The sequence below is a fragment of the Nocardia sp. NPDC127579 genome, assembly GCF_042672005.1.
Taxonomy (GTDB): Bacteria; Actinomycetota; Actinomycetes; order Mycobacteriales; family Mycobacteriaceae; genus Nocardia.
Genome location: NZ_JBHXVZ010000004.1, coordinates 111,454 through 132,509, shown reverse-complemented (window position 1 = coordinate 132,509; position 21,056 = coordinate 111,454). Strand labels below are relative to the sequence as shown.

Sequence of the window (21,056 nt, the reverse complement as noted above, 5' to 3'; positions counted from 1 at the left end):
CCGAGGCCAGGCCCCGAATCCATAAGCAATTCTCAGCTTCTCGCGTCGACCCGCAGCCGGGTGTCCTCGGCCACCAGGTCACCGTTGATCGCCATGGCGGCCGCCGATCCAGCGCCCGCGGCCACGATCACCTGCGCGGCCGGGTCGACCACATTGCCCGCCGCCCAGACACCGGGCACGCTGGTGCGCCCGGTGCGATCGGCGCGCACCCAGCCGGTGTCGTCGAACTCGCAGCCCAGCGCGGTCAACAGGCCGTCGTTGCCGACGAATTCCGGCGTGACGAAGATCGCGGCACGCCCGACGGCCCGCCCGTCGGCGAGTTCCACACCGCGCAATCCGCCGTCGACGACCAGCCGGGCCACCTCGCCCTCGACGACCCGCACGCCCCGCGCCGCGAACCGGGCCCGGTCGTCCTCGGTCAGCGTCATCCCGTTCGCGAACAGAGTCACGTCCGGGGACCATTGCCCGAGCAGCAGGGTGACGTGCACCGCCCGCGCGATCGCGCCCGGGTCGGTGCCGCCGAGCACGCCCAGCGGCTGGTCGCGAACCTCGTAGCCGTGGCAGTACGGGCAGTGCAGCACATCCTGGCCCCAGCGTTCCCGCACGCCGGGCACCTCGGGCAGGACGTCGCGCAGCCCCGTGGCGATCAGGATGCGCCGGGCGCGCAGCACCCGCCCGCCCGCCAGTGTGACGAGGAATCCGTCTGCGCCGGTGTCGCTTTCGGCGTCGATCACCTCGTCGTCGAGCAGTTCCCCGCCGTATCCGGCCACCTCGGCCGCGCCCGCCGTCACCAGGTCGCCGGGCGGCATTCCGTCCCGCGACAGGAATCCGTGCATGTGCTCGGCGGGCGCGTTGCGCGGCGCGCCGCCGCGCACCACGGCCACCCGCCGCCGCGCTCTGGTCAGCACCAGTGCCGCCGACAGTCCCGCCGCTCCGCCACCCACGATCACTACGTCATACGCGTCGTTCATTTCGACGATCACCTCCGCGAACGAGGCTGCCATCGAACGGCGACATCAGCAACGGATGTTGCCATTTCCGGGAATCGGAGGTGCACTGGAGCGATGGACAGGCAACCGGAGATCGCGGGCACGCTGGCCGGAATCGGGCCGCGCGTCAAGGCGCTGCGCACTCGCCGCGACATGACCCTGACCGCCCTCGCGGCGAGCACGGGCATTTCCAAGAGCACGCTGTCCCGGCTGGAATCCGGGCAGCGCAAGGCCAGTCTGGAGTTGCTGCTGCCGGTGGCGCTGGCCCTGGGGGTGCCGCTGGACGAACTGGTCGCCGCCCCCACCATCGCCGACCCGCGCGTGCACCCCACCGCACGAAAGGTCAACGGCACCACCGTGATGCCGTTGACCAGGCAACCCGGGCCGCTACAGGCCTACAAGATGATCATTCCGGCGGATCGCTGCGAACCCGATCCGCGGGTGCACGACGGCCATGAATGGCTGTATGTGCTGTCGGGGCGATTGCGGCTGATCCTGGCCGAGCACGATCTGATCCTCGGACCCGGCGAAACCGCGGAATTCGATACGCGCCAACCACATTGGTTCGGCAGCACCGGGCGCGGGCCGGTGGAGATCCTCAGCCTGTTCGGCAGTCAGGGCGAGCGCATGCACGTCCGGGCCCGGCCGAAGAGCCGATCCACACCGTGATCGCATCCACATCGGTCCGGCAAACCGGCTGGTCCAGCCGGTAAATGGGTGTCCGGCGGTGCAATTCCGGTGGAAATTCAGGGTTTTCCCGGTTGCCGAACCGTGGCGGACTGGTGAACGCTGGGAAGGGTGAACCCCCCGCTCGACGCTCTGCCGGTGTATTCCCCGGAGCCGCACTACCCTGATCCCGGGTACCGATACGCGCCCGCCCTGGCGCCGGACGCGATCCACGATCTGCGCGGCGCCGCGCTCGACGAATTGCGTTACCCGGCGACGTCGGCGCTGGTCTTCGCGGGCGTGCCCGGGGCGGGCAAGAGCACCGCGCTGCGGATGTTCTTCGGGGCGACCGCCGAATTGGAGGCGCCGCCGCGCGGCCCGGGCGGCTCACTGGTCCTGGATTCGCAGCACACCCGAAATCGCTTGCGGCACAAGCTCGGCTGGCTCCCCTACCCGCTGTGGCGGCCGGTCGTGCACGTGGCGCACTATGCCGGGATCCGCGCGGCGCTGCGGGACGCGCGCGGCCCGGTGGTGATCCACGACTGCGCCACCTACGGTTGGGCGCGGCGCCTGATCGCGCGCTGGTCGGCGGCCTACGGACGCGAACTGCACCTGGTCATGCTCGACGTCCCGCCGACCGTGGCCCGGGCCGGGCAGTACGCCCGCGGGCGGCGGGTCAACGGCTTCTTCTTCACCGTGCACTGCCGTCGCTGGGCCCGGCTGGCCGGCCGGATGACAGCCGAGGCCCCGCGCTCCCCGGTCCGCTCGGCGCGCTCGGCGGTGCTCGTCGATCGGAGCACCCTCAATCGACTCGGCCGCGTCGCCTTCGGCCGCTGAGCGGACCACCGAATTCGGCCCGCCGACCGCGCGCCGGCCCACCGCCTCTCCATGCGGCACCACATGGCCATCAGCTCGCACCACTTCTCGGTGCCGGTCCAGGGCTCAGGGCACCAGCACCGTCAGCGCGCCCGGGACGGCGCGCAACGTGATCGGCAGCGTGCCCGCGGGCTCGCCGTCGGCCGTGGCCGGTGCGCCCGCGGCCGTCAAGGTGACGGCAGCGACCCGATATTTGGTCACCGCCGGGTGGTCGATGCGCTTGCCCGCCGACAGCGCCGGCAGCAGTTTCAGCATTTCGGTCCGCGGTACCGCGCCGACCACCGTGATGTCCAGCAGCCCGTCGTCGGGTTCGGCGTCGGGGCACACGAGCATGCCGCCGCCGTAGGTGCGGGTATTGCCGATCGCGGCCAGCACCGCGTCGGTCTCGATCACGGTGTCGCCCGCCGGATTGTCGAGCGCACCGGGCGCGACGCCGGACAGCTCGATCCGATACGGCACCGACAGCCCGGTGGCGAGTTCGGCCAGCGCCGCGAAGGAGTAACGCAGCGGCCCCTTGGGCCAGCGCATCCGATTGGCGCGCAAGGTGACTCGCGCATCGAACCCGGTGCCGGTGACGGTCGCGAACCACATCGGGTCCGCGCCCGCCGCCTCGATCCGGCCCAGATCCAGCACCCTGGTCTTACCCGCGGCCGCGAGGTCGGCGGCGGCCATCGGGTCGTCGGTGGGAATGCCCAGTGCGCGGGCCAGGTCGTTGCCGGTGCCGCTGGGTATCAGGCCGAGCGGAACACCGGTCCGCGCAACGGCTTCCAGCATGACATTCATGAGGCCGTCGCCGCCGACGCAGATCACGGCGCCGGGGCGGGTATCCGGCGCGTCCAGCGAATCACGCACCAGGCGAACGGATTCCGCCGCCGACGGAGCGCGGATCTCGGTGATCTCGACACCGCGCTCGGCGAGCCGGGTGATCGCCGCCGTGGCCGCGTCGTGGCCCTTGCCGAGCCCGGAGAGCCGGTTGGTGACGACCAGGGCCGAGGTGAGGGGTACCGCCGATGTCATCAGAGCAGCTTCCCAGGGTTGAGGATGCCCGCGGGGTCCAGTTCCTTTTTCACCGCTCGCAATACGCGCAGGCCGAGATCGCCGACCTCGTTCGGGATCCACTGGCGGTGATCGGTGCCGACGGCGTGATGGTGGGTGATGGTGCCACCCGCCGCGACGATGGCGTCACCCGCGGCCTGCTTCGCGATGGCCCATTGCGCGAGCGGGTCGCCGAGTTGCTTGGCGACCACGGTGAAGTAGAGCGAGGCGCCGGTCGGGTAGGTGTGCGAGATATGGCACATCACCAGCGCCGGGGTGCCCTGCGCGCCGAGCGAATCCGTCAGTGCCGCAGTCACCTTCGCCTTCAGCGCGGGCAGGCCGGACCAGGTGGTCGCGGTCTCCAGGGTTTCGCACAGCACACCTACGTCGAGCAGCGCGTCACGCATGTACGGAGCCTTGAAGCGGCCGTGCTCCCACTCCTGGGCCGGGGTCTCGCCCAGCGCCGTACCACCGGCCGCGGTCAGCAGGGCACTCGCCTCCGCGCTGCGGGCCGCGACGTGGGCGGCGCTGCCCTCGAAGGTGGTGATGGCCAGGCATCCGGTGACGGGCCGACCGCCGATATCACCCGAGCGAGCCAGATTGAGTCCGGTCTCGGCCTCGTCGGACAGTCGCAGCACGGTCGGGGCGGCCCCGGCCTGCACCACACCACGTAGCGCCGCGGCGCCGGTGGCGAAGTCGGGGAACGACCAGGCCTGGTAGCCGATGGTTTCCGGCTTGGGATGCACGCGCAGGGTGACCTCGGTGATGATGCCGAGCGTGCCCTCCGAGCCGACGAAGAGTTCCCGCAGATCCGGTCCGGCGGCCGAGGCGGGGGCGCGGCCCAGATCCAAAGTCCCCAGGGGCGTGGCGACCTTCAGGCGCTGCACCATGTCGTCGAAGCGGCCGTAGCCCGCCGAGGCCTGACCCGAGGAGCGAGTGGCAGCGAAGCCGCCGATGCTGGCGAACTCGAAGCTCTGCGGGAAGTGCCCGAGCGAGAGTCCGTGCGCGCCGAGCAGTTCCTCGGCCTGCGGGCCGGTGAGCCCGGCGCCGAGCGTGGCGGTGCCGCTGATCGGATCGATGCCGGTCACCGCGTTCAGGCGGCGCAGATCGAGCGCGAGCACGGTCGCGAAGCGCCCCCGGACCGGATCGACGCCGCCGACCACGCTGGTGCCGCCGCCGAACGGGACGACCGCGATCTCGTGGCTGGCGCAGTACTCCAGAACCGCGAGCACCTCGTCGTGGTCGGCGGGGAACACCACCGCGTCGGGGGCATCCTGTGGACCATCGGCGCGGCGGCGCAGCAGGTCGGGTGTGCTCTTGCCGCCCGCGCGCAGCAGGCGATCGTGATGGTCGGTCGAGACGTGGGCCGCGCCGACCACCGCGACCAACCCGCTCCGCTGCGCCGGAGTCAGGACCGACTCGCGGAGGGGCACGTCGCCCTCATCGCGGCGCGCCGTCGGGGTTCCGGATACTCCGAACACCTGCGCCAGCAGGCCTCGGATCTGCTCCGAGAGTGGTTGCTGTCCGGCCGGGACACCCCAGGCGTCCCACACCATACTCGCCGCCGCCGTCGGCCCGCCCGGGTTTTCGACGGGTTCGGACTCCGCTTCGATGCGCTGCGTATCGACCATGCGTTACAGTTTGACATAGAGTGTCAAGCAGTAACGAGGAGGAACATGCCCGAGCCCGGCACCGAACCCGAACTGCCCGCCATCGACCTGGCGATCTTCGATGCCGCGCGCGCGTGCGTCGAGGAATTCGGCGTCCGCCGCACCACGCTCACCGAGGTGGCCCGGCGCGCCGGTGTCAGCCGGCCCACCGTCTACCGGCGCTGGCCCGATACCGGAGCCCTGGTGGCCGAGCTGCTGGTGCGTGAGCTGCGCACCATTCTCGCCTCCGCCATGCCCGAGGCGGGGCCCGGCCGCACCCGGCTGGTCGAGGGCATCGTGGCCGGTGCCGCCCGCATCCGTTCGAACCCGTTGTTCGGCAAGATCTTCCGCACCGACACCGACCTGATGCTCACCTACGTCTTCGGCCGCCTGGGCCGCAACCAGCGCACCCTGATCGACCTGTTCGCCGCCGGAATCCGCGCGGGCCAGGATGACGGCTCCATCCGCCCCGGCCCACCCGAGCACCTCGCCACCATGCTCCTGCTGATCTCGCAATCCGCCGTCCAATCGGCGGGCACCGTCTCTCCCCTCCTCCCCGACACCGCCCTGGACACCGAACTGGCCCACGCCGTCGACGGCTACCTCCGCCCCACCCCATGACCCCCACACCGCAGTCCACCACAGCCCACACCCACACGCGACGAACACACATGCGTTCACACCGGCGGAGCCACCAACCGCCCTGTGAAGTCGCGACACGGGCACAACACACACCTGCTCACCACAACACCCAGTCAAACGTGACTTCACACGCGCGTTCACGCCGGCGGAGTCGCCAGTTGTACTGCGAAGTCACTACATATGCAGCGATTCGCCTTGCGGTGGAGTCGTCGCCCGGTATTGGAAAGGCACTGTGATGACGAGGAATTCGATGCCGGGAGATACCGCGTTGAACGCCGCGCGACGGGCTCGGGAGCTGCGGGAGCTCGGCGATTCGGGCGGGATCGATCTGCTGGTGATCGGTGGCGGTGTCACCGGGGCCGGGGCGGCATTGGATGCGGCCGCGCGGGGCCTGCGGACAGTGCTGGTGGAACGGCAGGATCTGGCGTTCGGCACCAGCCGGTGGAGTTCGAAGCTGGTGCATGGCGGGTTGCGATATCTGGCCAGCGGGCAGGTCGGGATCGCGCACGAGAGCGCGGTCGAGCGCGGCATTCTGCTGCGGACCACCGCGCCGCATCTGGTGCGGCCGCTGCCGCAGGTGGTGCCGCTGTTGCCCGGCATCGGATCGGCGCAGCGCGCGCTGATCCGCACCGGGTTCGTGGCCGGAGATGTGTTGCGGCGCAGCGCCGGAACCCCGGCCGCGATGCTACCTCGATCCCGGCACATCGCGAGCGCCGAGGCGCTCCGGCTGGCGCCGACCGTCCGGCGCGCTGGGCTGCGCGGCGGATTACAAGCCTGGGATGGACAGCTCGTCGACGACGCCCGCCTGGTGGTCGCGCTCGCGCGCACCGCTGCCGGGCACGGCGCCACCGTGCTCACCCGCGTGGAAGCCCTTGATGTGCAGGGTGATTCGGCGACCTTGCGGGATACCCTCACCGGTGAGACCGTCCAGGTACGGCCGCGCGCCGTGCTGAATGCCACCGGCGTGTGGGCCGATCAGGTCGATCCGAGCATCGAGTTGCGGCCCAGCCGCGGCACCCACCTGGTCTTCGACGCCGCGGCGTTCGGCGGGCTCTCCGCCGCGCTCACCGTCCCGGTTCCCGGCTCCACCAGCCGTTTCGTCTTCGCGTTCCCCGCCGCGCACGGGCGCGTCTATCTCGGTCTCACCGACGAGGACGCGCCCGGCCCGGTCCCCGACGAGCCGAAACCCACCGACTCCGAGATCGATTTCCTGCTCGACACCATCAACACGGCCCTGCGTGAACCGTTGACCCGCAACGATATTCGCGGTTCCTACGCGGGACTTCGTCCCCTGCTGAAAACGAGCAGCGGCAGCACCGCCGACATCTCCCGCCGACATGCCGTCCTGCACTCCCCCAACGGCATCATCACCATCGTCGGCGGCAAACTCACCACCTACCGCCGCATGGCGCAGGACGCGGTCGACGCCGCCGTCACCGCCCGCCACCTGCCCGCCACCCCCTGCCGCACCCACCGAATCCCCTTGGTAGGCGCGGTCTCCGGCACCGCCCGCGATCGCATCACCGCACCCCCGCTCCTGGTCGACCGCTACGGCAGCGAAGCCCCCCTCGTCCTCGCCGCCGGCCCCGCCTCCCCGGTCGCCCCCGGAATCGACGTCACCGCAGCCGAATTCACCTTCGCCGTCACCCACGAGGCCGCCCTCACCCCCGACGACCTGCTCGACCGCCGCACCCGCATCGGCCTCATCCCCGAAGACCGCACCGCCGCCTACCCCGCCGCCGCGGCCGCCACCCCCTGAACCCGATCGCCGTCCCCCAACCCGGCCACCATCCCCCAACCCAACCACCAGCACCACAACCGAACTCGACTACAGGCACCGCAGCCGTAGTCGACTACCCCGCCGCCGGCCTCACATGCCCGCACGCGACATCGCATGAGCGAAAGCACTGCCGGAGTCACGGAAAGCGCTGTGAGCTCGAGGGGTCCCGTGTCCTGATCGCCGACTCGATGGCTCTCTACAGAGCTCGGTCAGCCGAAGGTCCAGGTGGCCAGGTCGGCGCGCATGCAGGCGCGGGGCCAGTGGTCCAGGCCGTGCGCGGATTCGGCGGCGCGCAGGGCGCGCAGGCCCGGGGTTTCGTCGGCGGGGGTGAGGTAGTGGAAGCCTAGCCGCTGGTAGTAGGGGCCGTTCCAGGGGACCTCGATGAAGGTGGTGAGGGTGATGGTTTGCAGTCCTTGGTTCTTCGCCCAGGTGACAGCGTGGTCGATGAGCGCCTTGCCGATGCGCCGGCCACGGTAGCGCGGCTGCACCGACACCTGATCGATGTGGGCGCTGCCGTCGACCAGGCCCAGTACCAGGTAGCCGATGGGGCGGTCGGTGTCGTCGGGGCGGACCCAGGCGCGGCCCGCGAGCTGGAACTCGCGCAGCGTGTCCAGCGTGGGTGGATCGTCGTCGGCGACGGCGTCCATTCCGATGTCCGCGAACGGTTTCCCCGCGGCCCGCTCGATCTCCTGGAGTTCCGGCAGGTCGGATTCGGTGGCCTGCCTGATCATTCGCATGCCCGATCCTGGCACGGATTCAGCGGGCCGGTGTCGCGAGGATGCCGTTGATCAGGACGCGCAGCGCCCACACCTCGCGGGCGTCACCGCCGGTGAGCATCTGTTCGCGCAGTCCGGTGATCATCGGGTACCGGTCCGCGGGGAGCGCGTCGATCACCTGCTGCGCCGCGGCGACCGTGCCCTCGACGTCACCGCCTTTGACGCGGTAGGCGCTCTGCTCGGCGGCCTGCGCGGTGATGTAGAGGTACAGCAGGTCGACGGCCCACGCCCGGGTGCGCGCATCCAGCCCGGCCTCGTCGAGCAGCGTCAGCATGCGTTCGAGCAGCGCCAGTGCGTTCGGGCTGGTCGGTATCGCGCCCAGCGCGACCAGCGCGAGTCCCTCGTGCCGGCTCATCACCGCCACCGACGCGTCGACCAGCGCGTCCAGCTGTTCTCGCCAATTGCCGTCGCCGGTTCCGGTTTTCACGGCGCCCTTGGCGGCGGGCCGGTCGGCAGGGGTTGGGTCGGGCACGGTGCCGAGTACGTGGTCGAGCATGGCGGTCATCAGGTCGTCGCGGTTGGCGACGTAGACGTAGAGCGAGGCCGCTCCGGTGTCGAGTTCCTGGGCGACGCGGCGCATGGTGAGTGCCGCGAGCCCTTCCCGGTCCAGGACGCGCAGTCCGGTCTCGATGATCACATCCCGGCTGAGCGGCGCTTTCGCCGGTCGGGCCCGGCGGCTGACGGGTGCACGCATGGCCGCGAGCCTACGCCCTGGACGAACAGCGTTTGACACGAACATCGTTCCGGACCTACCGTCGCTGACGAACACTGTTCGTAACGATCTCCGTTCGCCACAAAGGATCTCCCATGTTTCTGCTCACCGGCGCCCGCGGCGCGGTGGCCTCCGCCCTGCACCCGCTGTTGCGTGCCGACGGCCACGCCGTCCGCCTCGGCTCCGCCCGCCCCGCCGAACTCGACCAGCCCGCCGTCCACTGCGATCTGCGCGATCCGAGCACCTTCCCGGCCGCCCTGGCCGGAATCGCTTCCGTCTTCCTCTACGCCGAAGCCGCCCACCTCACCGAATTCCTCGACGCTGCAATCGAATCCGGCGTCGAGCACATCGTGCTGCTCTCGTCGTCGTCCACCCTGGACCCCGACGCCGCCACCAACCCCGTCGCGAAATCACATCTCGACGCCGAACTCGCCCTCTCCGACGCGCCGATGCCGGTCACGGTCCTGCGCCCGGGCGCGTTCGCGGGCAACGCCCGCAGCTGGGCCTGGTCGATTCGGGCCGGACGCCCGATCACCCTGCCCTACCCGAACGCCTACACCGATCCCATCCACGAACTCGACGTCGCCGCCGTCGCACACGCGCTGCTCACCAGCCCCCGACACCGCGGCCGCCACCACACGCTGACCGGCCCGCAGACGCTCACCTTCACCGAGCAACTGCGCGAACTCGCCGCGATCATCGGCCATCCGATCGAGTTCGAACCCGTGACGCCGGCCGCCTGGCGCGCGGAAATGGCCGATCACCTGCCCGCGCAGTACGCCACCGGCCTGCTCGACTACTGGGCGCGCTGCGACGGCGTGCCGACCGAGCTCACCGACACCGTCGAACGCGTCACCGGCCGGCCCGCCCGCCCGTTCGGCGAATGGGTGCGCGATCACGTCCATGAGTTCGCAGCGGCCCGATGATCCTTATCACCGCAGGTGATCCCGCAGGCGTGTAACGCACCCGGGAAACCGCACCGCACAGGCGCTTGCGCAACCCGGCCGACCTGCGCGAGACGCCGATCAGACGGTCGGAGACAACCTATGCTGGACGCCGGTGCGAGCGTGACCCGTTCGGACCGCGGCCGTGTTGTCAGCGCGCCGCAAGCGGGATGCTCGGAAGGAGGCGCGGGTGGTCAAGAACCCGTCGACCGTGGGAATCGCGCCGGGCGAAGGTCTGATCGCGCGTTTCGGTGAGGTCGTCATCTATCTGGGCGGTGAAACCGCCGCCACCGAACGGATTCTCGGGGCCATCGAGGCGGTGGCCGTGGGCGAGCACCCGGGTGCGGCGATCGTGCAGCGGCTGGCTTCGGTCATCTTCGTGAGCGGTTCCGAGCCGCCGCCGTTCGGTCTGGTGGCCCCCACCTCCGACGGCACCGTCATCCTGTTGCGCGGACCGCTGATCGCGGAAATCCAAGGGGCCGAAGGCACCCGGCGCCTGTCCGGAGCCCGGGCGTTCACCTGGGTGGACGAGATCGTGCGTGACCCGGTGCGCCGCATCAGCATCAGCGGCAATATCGATATGCCGGTGCATCCACGCTCCGATCTGCGTGACGGCATCGTGCCCGGCGGCGGCTTCGAACTACACGTCGGGCTACGCCGCGCCGGTCGGCGACCGGCCCGGCGCCCGGCCGCCGCACCCGAACCGGCCCAGCCCGCCCAGACCATGCCCGCGGGCTTCGACGCGCTGGACGAACCCACCGTCCCCGACGAGTCCAGCCGCAACCGCCGTGCCGGCCCGGTGACCACGTCGCCCGCGTCCGACGGATCGGCCGGCGCAGCCGCATCCGATCGACCGACCACCGAGGCCACGTCCGATCGACCCGCCACCGCAGGCACATCTACTCGAACCGTCACCGCGGCCGAAACCGACGGGCCACCCACCGCGGCCGCACCGGCCGAGACCGACGACCGCCCGCAGCGCCCCGACCCGGCGCGCACACCCGAGACCGCGACGCCGCGCCGGGCCCCCGCCTCGGGCGGGAAGCCGGCCCAGCCTCGTCGCGTCACCGACTCCGAGGGCCCCACCGCCAAGTCGCCCGACGGACGCGCCGAACCCCCGGCCACCGAGGCCATGCCCAAGGCGTGGTCGCAGGTGTCGGAACCGGCTGTGGCACAGCAGAATCCGATCCCCGATTCGCCCCGCCCACCGGCCAGCGCACCGGATTCCCGCGGCCCGGGCACCGGTGCGCTGGTCTACGGCGAGAGCACCTTCCCGCTCGATCGCCCCTACGTGATCGGGCGCAGCCCCGCCGCGGACGATTCCGTGCGCACCGCGGCCGCCGCGCCACTGCAGGTCCCCCGCGACCGGCACGTCTCACGCGTGCACGCCTACGTCACGCCGGAGCGCGGCAAGGTCTTCGTGCGTGACGCGTCCACCCCGGCGGGCACGTTCATCGCCGCGCCGGGCGCCGATCAGTGGACCCGGATCGGCACCGCGGCCACCGAGCTGCCGCCCGGCTGGAGCATCCGGGTCGGTGAACGCGTGGTGACCTATCGGCCCGGCGAACGCCGCTCCGCCATGCCGAAGATCCTGCAGAAGCGCCGATGATCGGGGGTTGCCGCCGCTGATCGGCGAGCGGAGAGGACAATACCGACCATGCACCGCAGCGGTCCCGGACCCGATATCGACGAGTCGGCCCTGAGCGTGACCCCGCCGAAACAGCAGGCGGCGGGTCTCACCGCCGTGGCTGTCTCGCTGACGCGGTCGGTGGCGGAGATGGGCGTGATCCGCACCGCGCGCACGCTGGCGCGAGTCAACCAGGTGCACGGTTTCGACTGTCCCGGCTGCGCGTGGCCGGAGCCGACCGGACATCGCCGTCCGGCCGAGTTCTGCGAGAACGGCGCGAAGGCGGTCGCCGAGGAGGCGACGCTGCGCACTGTCACACCGGAGTTCTTCGCCACCCACTCCATCGAGGAGCTGGACAGCAAATCCGGTTACTGGCTGGGCCAGCAGGGGCGGCTCACCCATCCCATGGTGCTGCGCCCCGGCGCCACCCATTACGCGCCGATCGAATGGGCCGAGGCCCACCGCCTGATCGCGGACGAGTTGCGCGCCTTGGCTTCGCCCGACGAGGCGGTGTTCTACACCTCGGGCCGCACCGCCAACGAGACGGCGTTCCTGTACCAGCTGCTGGTCCGCAGTTTCGGCACCAACAATCTGCCCGATTGCTCGAACATGTGCCACGAATCCTCCGGCACGGCGCTGACCAGTTCCATCGGCATCGGCAAGGGTTCGGTCTCGATCGACGACTTCGGCCTGGCCGATCTGATCATCGTCGCGGGCCAGAACCCCGGCACCAATCATCCACGCATGCTCACCGCGCTGGCGGACGCGAAAGCCAACGGCACCACCGTGATCGCGGTCAATCCGCTGCCGGAGACCGGGCTGCTCGGCTTCCGGGACCCGCAGACGGTCCGGGGCGTGACCGGCGGTGTCGCCATCGCCGACGATTTCCTCCAGATCCGGCTGGGCGGCGATCTGGCCCTGTTCCAAGGTCTGGGCCGCCTGCTGCTGGAGGCCGAGGACCGCGCGCCCGGCACGGTGGTGGATCGCCCCTTCGTCGACGCGCACTGCGCGGGCTTCGCCGACTACGACGCCCATACCCGCGCAGTCGATCTCGACACCGTCGCGGAGGCGACCGGGCTCACCCGCGCCGACCTGGACCGCACCGCCGCTCGCTTCGCCGGTGCGCGGCGGATCATCATCTGCTGGGCCATGGGCCTGACCCAGCAGGCGCACGGGGTCGCCACCATCGAGGAGGCCACGAATCTGCTGTTGCTGCGCGGCATGATCGGCAAGCCCGGCGCGGGCGTGTGCCCGGTGCGCGGCCACTCCAACGTGCAGGGTGATCGCACCATGGGCATCTGGGAGAAGATGCCCGCCGCCTTCCTCGACGCGCTGGACCGCGAATTCGGCATCAGCAGCCCGCGCGAGCACGGCCTCGACACCGTCGCCGCGATTCGCGCCATGCGGGCGGGCCGGGCCAAGGTGTTCGTCGGCATGGGCGGCAACTTCGTCTCGGCCACGCCCGACACCGAGGTCACCGAGGCCGCCCTGCGCGGGTGCCGACTCACCGTGCAGGTGTCGACCAAGCTCAATCGCAGCCATGTGGTGCACGGCCGCACCGCGCTCATCCTGCCCACCCTCGGCCGCACCGATGCCGATCTCCGCGCGGGCGTGAAACAGCAGGTGTCGGTGGAGGATTCGATGTCGATGGTGCATCTGTCCACCGGCCGTTTACAGCCGGTGAGCGAGCACCTGCGCAGCGAGGTCGCGATCGTCTGCGAGCTGGCGCTGGCCCTGCTCGGCCCGGACCATCCGGTGCCCTGGGCCCGCTACCGCGACGACTACGACCGGATCCGCGATGCCATCGCCGCCGTGGTGCCCGGTTGCGCCGACTACAACCGCCGGGTCCGCGAGCGCAACGGCTTCGTACTGCCGCATCCACCGCGCGACGCTCGCGAATTCCGCACGGCCACCGGCAAAGCCAACTTCGCGGTGAACGAGATGCATTGGCTGGCCGTGCCGCCGGGCCGCCTGATCCTGCAGACGCTGCGGAGCCACGACCAGTACAACACCACCATCTACGGCCTGGACGATCGCTATCGCGGCGTGCACGGCGGCCGCCGCGTGCTGCTCGTGCACGCCGCGGATATCGCCGAGTTCGGTTTCGCCGACGGCGATCTGGTCGATCTGGTCTCGGAGTGGACGGACGGCTCCGAACGCCGCGTCACCGGGTTCCGGCTCGTCGCCTACCCGACTCCGCGCGGCAATGCCGCCGCCTACTACCCCGAGACCAATCCGCTGGTCCCCTTGGAACATGTTGCGGCGCGCTCGAATACACCCGTCTCGAAAGCGGTGACGATCCGGCTGGAGCCGCACGTGCACGTCGGGGCGCCGTCGTGAGCCGGGTGACCGCCCGCCGGCCGACCCTGCGGATCGCCGAGGCCGGAGCGATCAAGCGCCCCGATACCCTCGCGGTGGAGGAGCCACTCGAAATCCGGCTCGACGGAACGTCTTTGACGGTCACCATGCGTACCCCGGGCAGCGATATCGACCTGGTGCACGGATTCCTGCTGAGCGAGAACATCATCGCCGACGCCGAGGACATCGTCAGCGCCCGGTACTGCGCGGGCACCGACGAGAACGGTCAGAACACCTACAACGTGCTCGACGTGCGGCTGCGTACCCCGGTTCCGGTGTCGCCGCGTGGTTTCCTGACCACCGGCGCCTGCGGGCTGTGCGGGAAGACCGCGCTCGAGGAGGTGCGGGCCCGGACCCGCTATCCCATTCCCGCCGAGGGGCTTACCGTCACCACGGCCGCCCTCGCCGGCATGCCCGGCACCCTGCGCGACCGGCAGTCGGTCTTCGACGCCACCGGCGGCCTGCACGCGGCGGGCCTGTTCACCGCCGACGGCACGCTGCTCACGCTGCGCGAGGACATCGGCCGGCACAATGCCGTGGACAAGGTCCTCGGCTGGGCGCTGCGCGAAAATCGGGTGCCCGCATACGATCTCGTGCTGATCGTGAGCGGCCGCGCCTCCTTCGAGCTGGTGCAGAAGGCCGTGCAGGCCGGCGTCCCGATGCTGGGCGCGGTCTCGGCGCCGAGTTCGCTGGCTGTCGACCTCGCTGCGGATTCCGGCCTCACCCTGGCGGGGTTCCTACGCGGGCCGAGCATGAACATCTACACCGGCGCACACCGCATTCAGCGCTGACCCGAGCGCTCTTGCCGGTAGGTGTATCGCGGGTTTACGGTGACAGCACGATCTTCTCGGCAGGGAATGGGGTGACCGATGCGGATCAGGGTGGAAGGCGATTCCGGCGGGGTGCGGGTGCGGATGCGATTCGACCAGCACCGCAAACGCTGGCTGGCGGTCCGGATCATGCTCGGCATCCTGGCCGCGACCGGGTTGGTCACCGGGCTGTGGGCCGTGCTGGCGCCGCGCTCCTGGTACACCAGCTATCCGGGTCTCGGCCTGCGGTGGGTCTCCGTCGACGGCCCGTTCAATCACCATCTGGCCGGTGATGTCGGCGGGTTCTTCCTGGCGCTGGGTGCGATCTCGCTGTTCGCGCTGTGGCGCGGCGGTCCGGCCCTGGCCCAGGCGACGGGGCTGGGCTGGCTGGTGTTCTCGGTGCCGCATCTGATCTATCACGCCGCCCACAAACCCGCCGAACTCGGCGGGTTCAGCTACGCGCTGAGCCTGATCGGCGTGATCGCGCTACTGGGCCTCGGTCTGGCCTGCATGCTGGTGCCGCCGCGCACACCGCAGGTCCCCGATCCCGAACCGATCGAGTTCCGCTTCCCTCGCCGCTCCGGTCCTCGCTGAAACTGGTTACGCCCCACAGCTTTTCGGCTGCGGGGCGTCTCCAGGTCTGTTGGGTCAGGCGGTCCACTCCCAGCCACGCACCGCGGTGAGATGCTGGAGTGCCCGCACCACGGCCGGTGCGCACAGATGGTCGTCTTCGGGACCGAGCCAGGCCATTTCGGCGATCTCCGCGGCCGGAGCGGGCCTGCCGTGTCCCGGTGCGCGGAAACAGTGCATTTCGACGAGGGTGCCGGGGCGACCGTGGGCCGGAGCCGTAATGGTCACCTCGGGTGTGATGGCGTGTTCGGCAAGCCGCACGCCGACTTCCTCACGGACTTCACGGACGAGCGCTCGCGCCAGGGTTTCCCCCGGCTCGGGTTTGCCGCCTGGGAGATAGAAGGCGTCGCGGCCCTGGGTGCGGACCGCGAGCAACCTGCCGTCCTCGACACACAACCAAGCAACGGACGTGAGCGTTCGTTCCATGCCCAGCAGACTACGACGTGCCGAAACCCGGTGTGACTCAGGCCTCGAGCGCGTCCAGCAGGGCGGCCCGCTGGCGGGCGCCCAGCCCACCGATGCGGCGATCCTCCGGGATCTCGGCCTGGTCCATCAGCTTCGCGGCCTTGACCGGTCCGACTCCGGGCAGCGCCTTGATCACGGCGGCGACCTTCGTCTTCTTCACCAGATCATCGGTCTCCGCCTTCTTCAGCAGTTCCGCGACCGAGACCTTGCCCGCCTTCACCTTGCCGATCAGTTCGGAGCGCGCCTTGCGCACCGCGGCCGCTTTGGCCAACGCCTCGGTGCGCTGCTCGGCGGTCATCGTGGGCAGTGCCATAACTCCTCCGCTTTCACTCGTCACTCGAACATCTGGATCGAACATCTGGTTGACCGGACCGAGTAAACAGCACGTACCTGGCGGTTCCGTGTCGACACACCGCGTGAAGGTGGTGATGAGTTTTCTCCGGGCGCGTCGTCAGAACCGGTGTAACACCCATGGATAGCGGGCGAAACGGACGAAAGGAATACGGAACGTGTAGCTTTCACTTACCTGCTTCGCCGCCCTGGGACAGTGCACGGCACGCGCCCGACGGTCCGGAGGAAGATACCAGTGGCGGATCGACCGGCAGCGGGTGGTCCGCGCCCGGCAGCGACGAATCACCGGACCCCGCACGATGACTCGAGTGACGCACGCGACCGCACGCGCGATCCGCGACCGAAATACCTTGCGGCCGAGACACTTAACGATGCCGGGTGGCGAACCGATCCGGTTCGGCTTCAGCCCCGCCCGTCCGCGAGGGAACTCGCACGCTCGGCCGCGCCGGGCAATGCCGGGCAACGGCCCGGATCGGCGTAACAACACCGCCGGGTGAGCCGACACATTCAGCAGAGATACCACTCGCGGGGACCATCGATTCAATGGCGATTCGAGGAAGCAATGGCGCTCCCTCCCGCGGGAACCACGGCGGGACTGCTACCCTCCGAACTGAAACAGGTTTCAATCGTGAGGAATGTCCATGACACAGCAGATCCGCGATGTGGTCGAGCAGTACGTCAAGCTGGTCGGCTCCGGGCCGACCGAGGACATCGTGCAGCTCTACGCGCCCGACGCCACGGTGGAGGACCCGATCGGCACCGAGCCGCGCACGGGCCACGCTGCCATCCGGGAGTTCTACGAGGTGATCGCCAACCTGGACCGGGAAACCGAACTCCGGGCCGATACCGTGCGGATCGCAGGCAAGCACGCGGCCTTCGTGTTCACTCTCGTCACCAAGTTCGGTGACAAGCGCTTCACCCTGTCCCCCATCGATGTGATGGAGTTCGACGACGCGGGCAAGATCGTCAGCATGCGCGCCTACTGGAGCCAGGACGATATGAGCAGCGACCCGAGCTGACCGTTCGGCTACGCGACGCCCAGGACCGCCGACGCCAGATCCGGCGCGATCTCGAACGGGGCGGCGGCCGAAGCGACTTCGAGCAGCCGGTCGACGCTGCGGGAACCGGTGACCAGGCGCAGCGTGCGCCGCGTGTGCCCGGTCCAGTCCCGCGCCTCCTGGAGCACGCGCAGCCCGGCGACGCCGAGAAAACTCACGTTGGAGAGGTCGACCACCACGGTCGGCGCGGCGGAATCGAGGCTGCCGATCAGCCGGTGCCGGAAGTGCTCGGCGGTGAACTGGTCGGCTTCACCGGCGACGGCGCACAGCGTGACGGATCTACTCGGCCTGGTGACAGATACCCGTAACCGGTCGGCGGGATGCGGGGACTGCGCTGTCCTGGTCCGCGGCTGTTGATTCGATAGCTCGACCTGAGCGGTTTCGACGGTGGACATGGGAACCCCGGTCCTGTCGCGCACGGCACCACGATTCCGGCGTCCGGCAAGCGACTATGGCTCACGACTGGGCTGGTTGCTCAACCCTCCTGTCGGAGTACCCCGAGCGCCGGATCAATACACCTCGTCGTCGAGAACGGCCCGCGCATCCAGTGGACGCAGCGGGCCGTGCAGGGGCATCAACGGTGGTCGCTGAGGCTTACGCCGACTTCTCGCGGCGCTCGGCGCGCTGCGCCTTGCGGGGCACGATGGTGGGCAGCACGTTCTCGGTGACGGTATCTGCGTTGACGACCACCTTGGCGACATCGTCGCGGCTGGGGATGTCGTACATGACCGGCAGCAGCACTTCCTCCATGATGGCGCGCAGGCCACGGGCGCCGGTGCCACGCAGGATGGCCTGGTCGGCGATGGCCTCCAAGGCATCCTGGGTGAACTCCAGATCCACGCCGTCCATCTCGAAGAGGCGAATGTACTGCTTCACGAGCGCGTTCTTCGGCTCGGAGAGGATCTTGACCAGTGATTCCTTGTCCAGGTTGGTCACCGAGGCGACGACCGGCAGGCGGCCGATGAACTCGGGGATCAGGCCGAACTTGATCAGATCCTCCGGCATCACCTCGGCGAAGTGGTCGATGGTGTCGACCTCCGCCTTGGAGCGCACCTCGGAGCCGAAGCCGATACCGCGGTGGCCGGTGCGATCGGAGACGATCTTCTCCAGGCCCGCGAACGCGCCCGCCACGATGAAAAGCACGTTGGTGGTGTCGATCTGGATGAATTCCTGATGCGGATGCTTGCGTCCGCCCTGCGGCGGCACCGAGGCTTGCGTGCCCTCCAGGATCTTCAGCAGCGCCTGCTGCACGCCCTCACCGGAGACGTCCCGGGTGATCGAGGGGTTCTCGCTCTTGCGGGCGATCTTGTCGACCTCGTCGATGTAGATGATGCCCGTCTCGGCGCGCTTGACGTCGTAGTCGGCGGCCTGGATCAGCTTGAGCAGAATGTTCTCGACATCCTCGCCGACGTATCCGGCCTCGGTGAGCGCGGTGGCGTCGGCGATGGCGAACGGGACATTCAGCATCTTGGCCAGGGTCTGCGCCAGGTAGGTCTTACCGCAGCCGGTGGGGCCGAGCATCAGAATGTTGGACTTGGCCAGCTCGACCATCTCGCCGCGGCTGTCGCGGCTCTTGTCGCCGGCCTGAATGCGCTTGTAATGGTTGTAGACGGCCACGGCCAGCGTGCGCTTGGCGGTGTCCTGGCCGATGACGTAGTTCTCCAGGAAATCCCGGATCTCGGCCGGTTTCGGCAGCTCGTCGAGTTTGACCTCGCTGGACTCGGCCAGCTCCTCTTCGATGATCTCGTTGCACAGGTCGATGCACTCGTCGCAGATGTACACCCCTGGTCCCGCAATGAGCTTCTTGACCTGCTTCTGGCTCTTTCCGCAGAACGAGCACTTGAGCAGATCGCCGCCGTCTCCGATGCGCGCCATCTCGTGGGTCCCTACTTCCTTGTCCGCGTGCAACCGTCTGTCCAGGTTGCCAGCTTTCCGCCGCACTCGCGTGTAATCACGAACACTTCGAGTATTTCGCGCGGGTCGGGCGGCGCCGTCAACCGGGAGCAACGATCCCTAGCTCGACCGTACCCGGTGAGTGCGACGGAGGTCGACAACTCGCGCATGTTTCTCGCCCCGGGATGTGCGAGTTCTCACTGCTTTGTAACACGTTCCGCGCTACGAGGGCAGATTCGCCCCGCCAGGTGCGCGCAATCGCCGATCCGTATCCCGGCGGGATCGGCGGCCCGGAGTGAAACCGGCCGGGCGATCCGCCGCGAGGCAGACCGCCCGGCCCAATTCGTCTGACCAACAGCAACTTCCGAGCGACCCCGGAGTGCGTCCTACTTCTGCGCGCTCAGCTTGCGGTAGTCGAACACCGTGTCGACAATGCCGTATTCCTTGGCGTCCTGTGCGGTGAGGATCTTGTCGCGGTCGGTGTCCTTGCGGATGGTGTCCGCGTCCTTGCCGGTGTGCCGGGCCAGGGTGGTCTCCATCAGACGCCGCATGCGCTCGATCTCGGCCGCCTGGATCTCCAGATCCGACACCTGGCCCTGGATGCCACCCTCCAGCGACGGCTGGTGGATGAGCACACGGGCGTTGGGCAGGCAGGCACGCTTGCCGGGGGTACCGGCGGCCAGCAGCACGGCCGCCGCCGAGGCGGCCTGGCCCAGGCAGACGGTGGCGACGTCGGCGCGCACGTACTGCATGGTGTCGTAGATGGCCATCAGCGAGGTGAACGAGCCACCCGGCGAGTTGATGTACATCGTGATGTCACGGTCGGGATCCAGCGATTCCAGCACCAGCAGCTGGGCCATGATGTCGTTGGCCGAGGCGTCGTCCACCTGCACGCCGAGGAAGATGATGCGTTCCTCGAACAGCTTGTTGTACGGGTTGGACTCCTTGACACCGAAGCTCGAGTGCTCGATGAACGAAGGCAGGATGTAGCGCGCCTGGGGGCTCGCCGGTGCGGTGCCGGACAGTCCGGCGCGCGGGTCGATCAAGGCCATCTTCGTCTCCAAAGTCTGTGTGGGTGAGCGGTTTTCGCCGCGGCTCAGTTACCGGATCCGTTCGCCTGGTTCGCGTGGCTGACCACATGGTCGACGAAGCCGTACTCCAGGGCCTGCTTGGCGGTGAACCAGCGGTCGCGGTCGGCGTCGGCGGTGACCTGCTCGACGGACTTGCCGGTGTGCAGCGCCTGCAACTCGTTCAGCTCCCGCTTGGTGTGCGCGAACTGCTCGGCCATGATCGCGATGTCGGCGGCCGAACCACCGATACCGGCGGACGGCTGGTGCATCATGATCCGGGCGTGCGGCAGCGCGAAACGCTTGCCCTTGGTGCCCGCGGTGAGCAGGAACTGCCCCATCGACGCGGCCAGACCCATTCCCACGGTGCGGATGTCGCACTCCGCGTACTGCATGGTGTCGTAGATGGCCATACCCGCGGTGACCGAGCCACCGGGCGAGTTGATGTAGAGCGCGATGTCCTTTTCCGGATCCTCCGCCGAGAGCAGCAGGATCTGGGCGCAGATCTTGTTGGCGATGTCGTCGTCGACCTGCGTACCGAGGAAGATGATGCGCTCACGCAGCAGGCGCTCGTACACCGAATCACTGAGGTTGAGACCAGCAGTGGGGGAACTCATGACGACCCCTGCCTTGTTCATTGTCACGGATACCTGCCTTCTCTTCTCACCGGCTTGCTTGTACGGAGAAACCTACACAGCGTTCGCTGTCACAAACACTAACGAAGCGGGG

General features: G+C 69.3%; 21 protein-coding genes. 10 read left to right on the top strand and 11 right to left on the bottom strand.

All coding sequences use genetic code 11. The annotated features are described in order from the left end of the window. Nucleotides 1-32: 32 nt before the first annotated feature. Nucleotides 33-1,004, bottom strand: a complete 972-nt coding sequence (locus tag ACFVMC_RS15900; protein ID WP_379210832.1) for an NAD(P)/FAD-dependent oxidoreductase — start codon at nt 1,002-1,004, stop codon at nt 33-35. A gap of 60 nt (nt 1,005-1,064) precedes the next feature. On the opposite strand from ACFVMC_RS15900, the gene ACFVMC_RS15895 reads away from it, so the two are divergent. Continuing rightward, a complete protein-coding gene (locus ACFVMC_RS15895) occupies nt 1,065-1,658 on the top strand; it encodes a helix-turn-helix domain-containing protein (protein WP_379210830.1) in 594 nt (197 codons plus the stop codon). A 129-nt stretch (nt 1,659-1,787) separates the two neighbouring features. Further along, a complete protein-coding gene (locus ACFVMC_RS15890; protein WP_379210828.1) occupies nt 1,788-2,492 on the top strand; it encodes an AAA family ATPase in 705 nt (234 codons plus the stop codon). A gap of 105 nt (nt 2,493-2,597) precedes the next feature. On the opposite strand, the gene ACFVMC_RS15885 is transcribed toward ACFVMC_RS15890, so the two are convergent. Next, entirely contained in the window at nt 2,598-3,548 is a 951-nt protein-coding gene (locus ACFVMC_RS15885) for a YegS/Rv2252/BmrU family lipid kinase (RefSeq protein WP_379210826.1), read from the bottom strand. After that, the gene (locus tag ACFVMC_RS15880) at nt 3,548-5,122 is read right to left on the bottom strand and encodes an FAD-binding oxidoreductase (protein WP_379211521.1); all 1,575 of its coding nucleotides are present in this window, start codon (nt 5,120-5,122) and stop codon (nt 3,548-3,550) included. The genes ACFVMC_RS15885 and ACFVMC_RS15880 overlap by 1 nt, the downstream gene beginning before the upstream one ends. Nucleotides 5,123-5,242: 120 nt before the next feature. Between ACFVMC_RS15880 and ACFVMC_RS15875 the strand changes: the two genes are divergently transcribed. Beyond that, the gene (locus ACFVMC_RS15875) at nt 5,243-5,836 is read left to right on the top strand and encodes a TetR/AcrR family transcriptional regulator (RefSeq protein ID WP_379210824.1); all 594 of its coding nucleotides are present in this window, start codon (nt 5,243-5,245) and stop codon (nt 5,834-5,836) included. A gap of 256 nt (nt 5,837-6,092) precedes the next feature. Beyond that, the gene (locus ACFVMC_RS15870; RefSeq protein ID WP_379210823.1) at nt 6,093-7,616 is read left to right on the top strand and encodes a glycerol-3-phosphate dehydrogenase/oxidase; all 1,524 of its coding nucleotides are present in this window, start codon (nt 6,093-6,095) and stop codon (nt 7,614-7,616) included. A 230-nt stretch (nt 7,617-7,846) separates the two neighbouring features. Here ACFVMC_RS15870 and ACFVMC_RS15865 read toward each other — a convergent pair whose 3' ends face one another. Together ACFVMC_RS15865 and ACFVMC_RS15860 are read right to left on the bottom strand one after the other, a co-directional pair. Further along, nucleotides 7,847-8,374, bottom strand: a complete 528-nt coding sequence (locus ACFVMC_RS15865; protein WP_379210821.1) for a GNAT family N-acetyltransferase — start codon at nt 8,372-8,374, stop codon at nt 7,847-7,849. Between the two features lie 19 nt (nt 8,375-8,393). Further along, nucleotides 8,394-9,107, bottom strand: a complete 714-nt coding sequence (locus ACFVMC_RS15860; RefSeq protein ID WP_379210819.1) for a TetR/AcrR family transcriptional regulator — start codon at nt 9,105-9,107, stop codon at nt 8,394-8,396. Between the two features lie 113 nt (nt 9,108-9,220). Here ACFVMC_RS15860 and ACFVMC_RS15855 point away from each other — a divergent pair, with 113 nt between their 5' ends. The 5 genes from ACFVMC_RS15855 to ACFVMC_RS15835 all read left to right on the top strand — a co-directional run bounded on the left by ACFVMC_RS15855 (nt 9,221) and on the right by ACFVMC_RS15835 (nt 15,457). After that, nucleotides 9,221-10,051, top strand: coding sequence for an NAD(P)H-binding protein (locus ACFVMC_RS15855; protein WP_379210817.1), 831 nt, complete (start codon nt 9,221-9,223; stop codon nt 10,049-10,051). 208 nt (nt 10,052-10,259) lie between these two features. After that, nucleotides 10,260-11,678 (top strand): FHA domain-containing protein, encoded by a 1,419-nt coding sequence (locus ACFVMC_RS15850; RefSeq protein ID WP_379210815.1) that lies wholly within the window; start codon nt 10,260-10,262, stop codon nt 11,676-11,678. Nucleotides 11,679-11,726: 48 nt separating this feature from the next. Continuing rightward, nucleotides 11,727-14,036, top strand: coding sequence for an FdhF/YdeP family oxidoreductase (locus ACFVMC_RS15845; RefSeq protein ID WP_379210813.1), 2,310 nt, complete (start codon nt 11,727-11,729; stop codon nt 14,034-14,036). Continuing rightward, a complete protein-coding gene (gene fdhD / locus ACFVMC_RS15840) occupies nt 14,033-14,845 on the top strand; it encodes a formate dehydrogenase accessory sulfurtransferase FdhD (protein WP_379210811.1) in 813 nt (270 codons plus the stop codon). Before ACFVMC_RS15845 ends, fdhD begins: the two co-directional genes overlap by 4 nt. A gap of 78 nt (nt 14,846-14,923) precedes the next feature. Beyond that, the gene (locus ACFVMC_RS15835) at nt 14,924-15,457 is read left to right on the top strand and encodes a hypothetical protein (protein WP_379210809.1); all 534 of its coding nucleotides are present in this window, start codon (nt 14,924-14,926) and stop codon (nt 15,455-15,457) included. 54 nt (nt 15,458-15,511) lie between these two features. On the opposite strand, the gene ACFVMC_RS15830 is transcribed toward ACFVMC_RS15835, so the two are convergent. Both ACFVMC_RS15830 and mihF read right to left on the bottom strand, forming a co-directional pair. Then, the gene (locus ACFVMC_RS15830; protein WP_379210807.1) at nt 15,512-15,919 is read right to left on the bottom strand and encodes an NUDIX domain-containing protein; all 408 of its coding nucleotides are present in this window, start codon (nt 15,917-15,919) and stop codon (nt 15,512-15,514) included. Nucleotides 15,920-15,956: 37 nt separating this feature from the next. Beyond that, nucleotides 15,957-16,271, bottom strand: coding sequence for an integration host factor, actinobacterial type (gene mihF, locus ACFVMC_RS15825; RefSeq protein WP_194819046.1), 315 nt, complete (start codon nt 16,269-16,271; stop codon nt 15,957-15,959). Between the two features lie 679 nt (nt 16,272-16,950). On the opposite strand from mihF, the gene ACFVMC_RS15820 reads away from it, so the two are divergent. Then, entirely contained in the window at nt 16,951-17,328 is a 378-nt protein-coding gene (locus tag ACFVMC_RS15820) for a nuclear transport factor 2 family protein (RefSeq protein ID WP_379210805.1), read from the top strand. A gap of 8 nt (nt 17,329-17,336) precedes the next feature. Here the strand turns inward: ACFVMC_RS15820 and ACFVMC_RS15815 are convergent, their stop codons facing one another. The 4 genes from ACFVMC_RS15815 to ACFVMC_RS15800 all read right to left on the bottom strand — a co-directional run bounded on the left by ACFVMC_RS15815 (nt 17,337) and on the right by ACFVMC_RS15800 (nt 20,944). After that, entirely contained in the window at nt 17,337-17,762 is a 426-nt protein-coding gene (locus tag ACFVMC_RS15815) for an STAS domain-containing protein (RefSeq protein ID WP_379210803.1), read from the bottom strand. A gap of 199 nt (nt 17,763-17,961) precedes the next feature. Beyond that, nucleotides 17,962-19,242 carry an ATP-dependent Clp protease ATP-binding subunit ClpX gene (clpX, locus tag ACFVMC_RS15810; protein ID WP_356971089.1) on the bottom strand — a complete coding sequence of 427 codons (1,281 nt, stop codon included), beginning with the start codon at nt 19,240-19,242 and terminating at the stop codon, nt 17,962-17,964. Nucleotides 19,243-19,646: 404 nt separating this feature from the next. Continuing rightward, a complete protein-coding gene (locus ACFVMC_RS15805; protein ID WP_379210801.1) occupies nt 19,647-20,312 on the bottom strand; it encodes an ATP-dependent Clp protease proteolytic subunit in 666 nt (221 codons plus the stop codon). A gap of 44 nt (nt 20,313-20,356) precedes the next feature. Next, on the bottom strand, nt 20,357-20,944 hold the full coding sequence (locus ACFVMC_RS15800) for an ATP-dependent Clp protease proteolytic subunit (protein WP_379210799.1): 588 nt from the start codon (nt 20,942-20,944) through the stop codon (nt 20,357-20,359). Nucleotides 20,945-21,056: the final 112 nt, after the last annotated feature.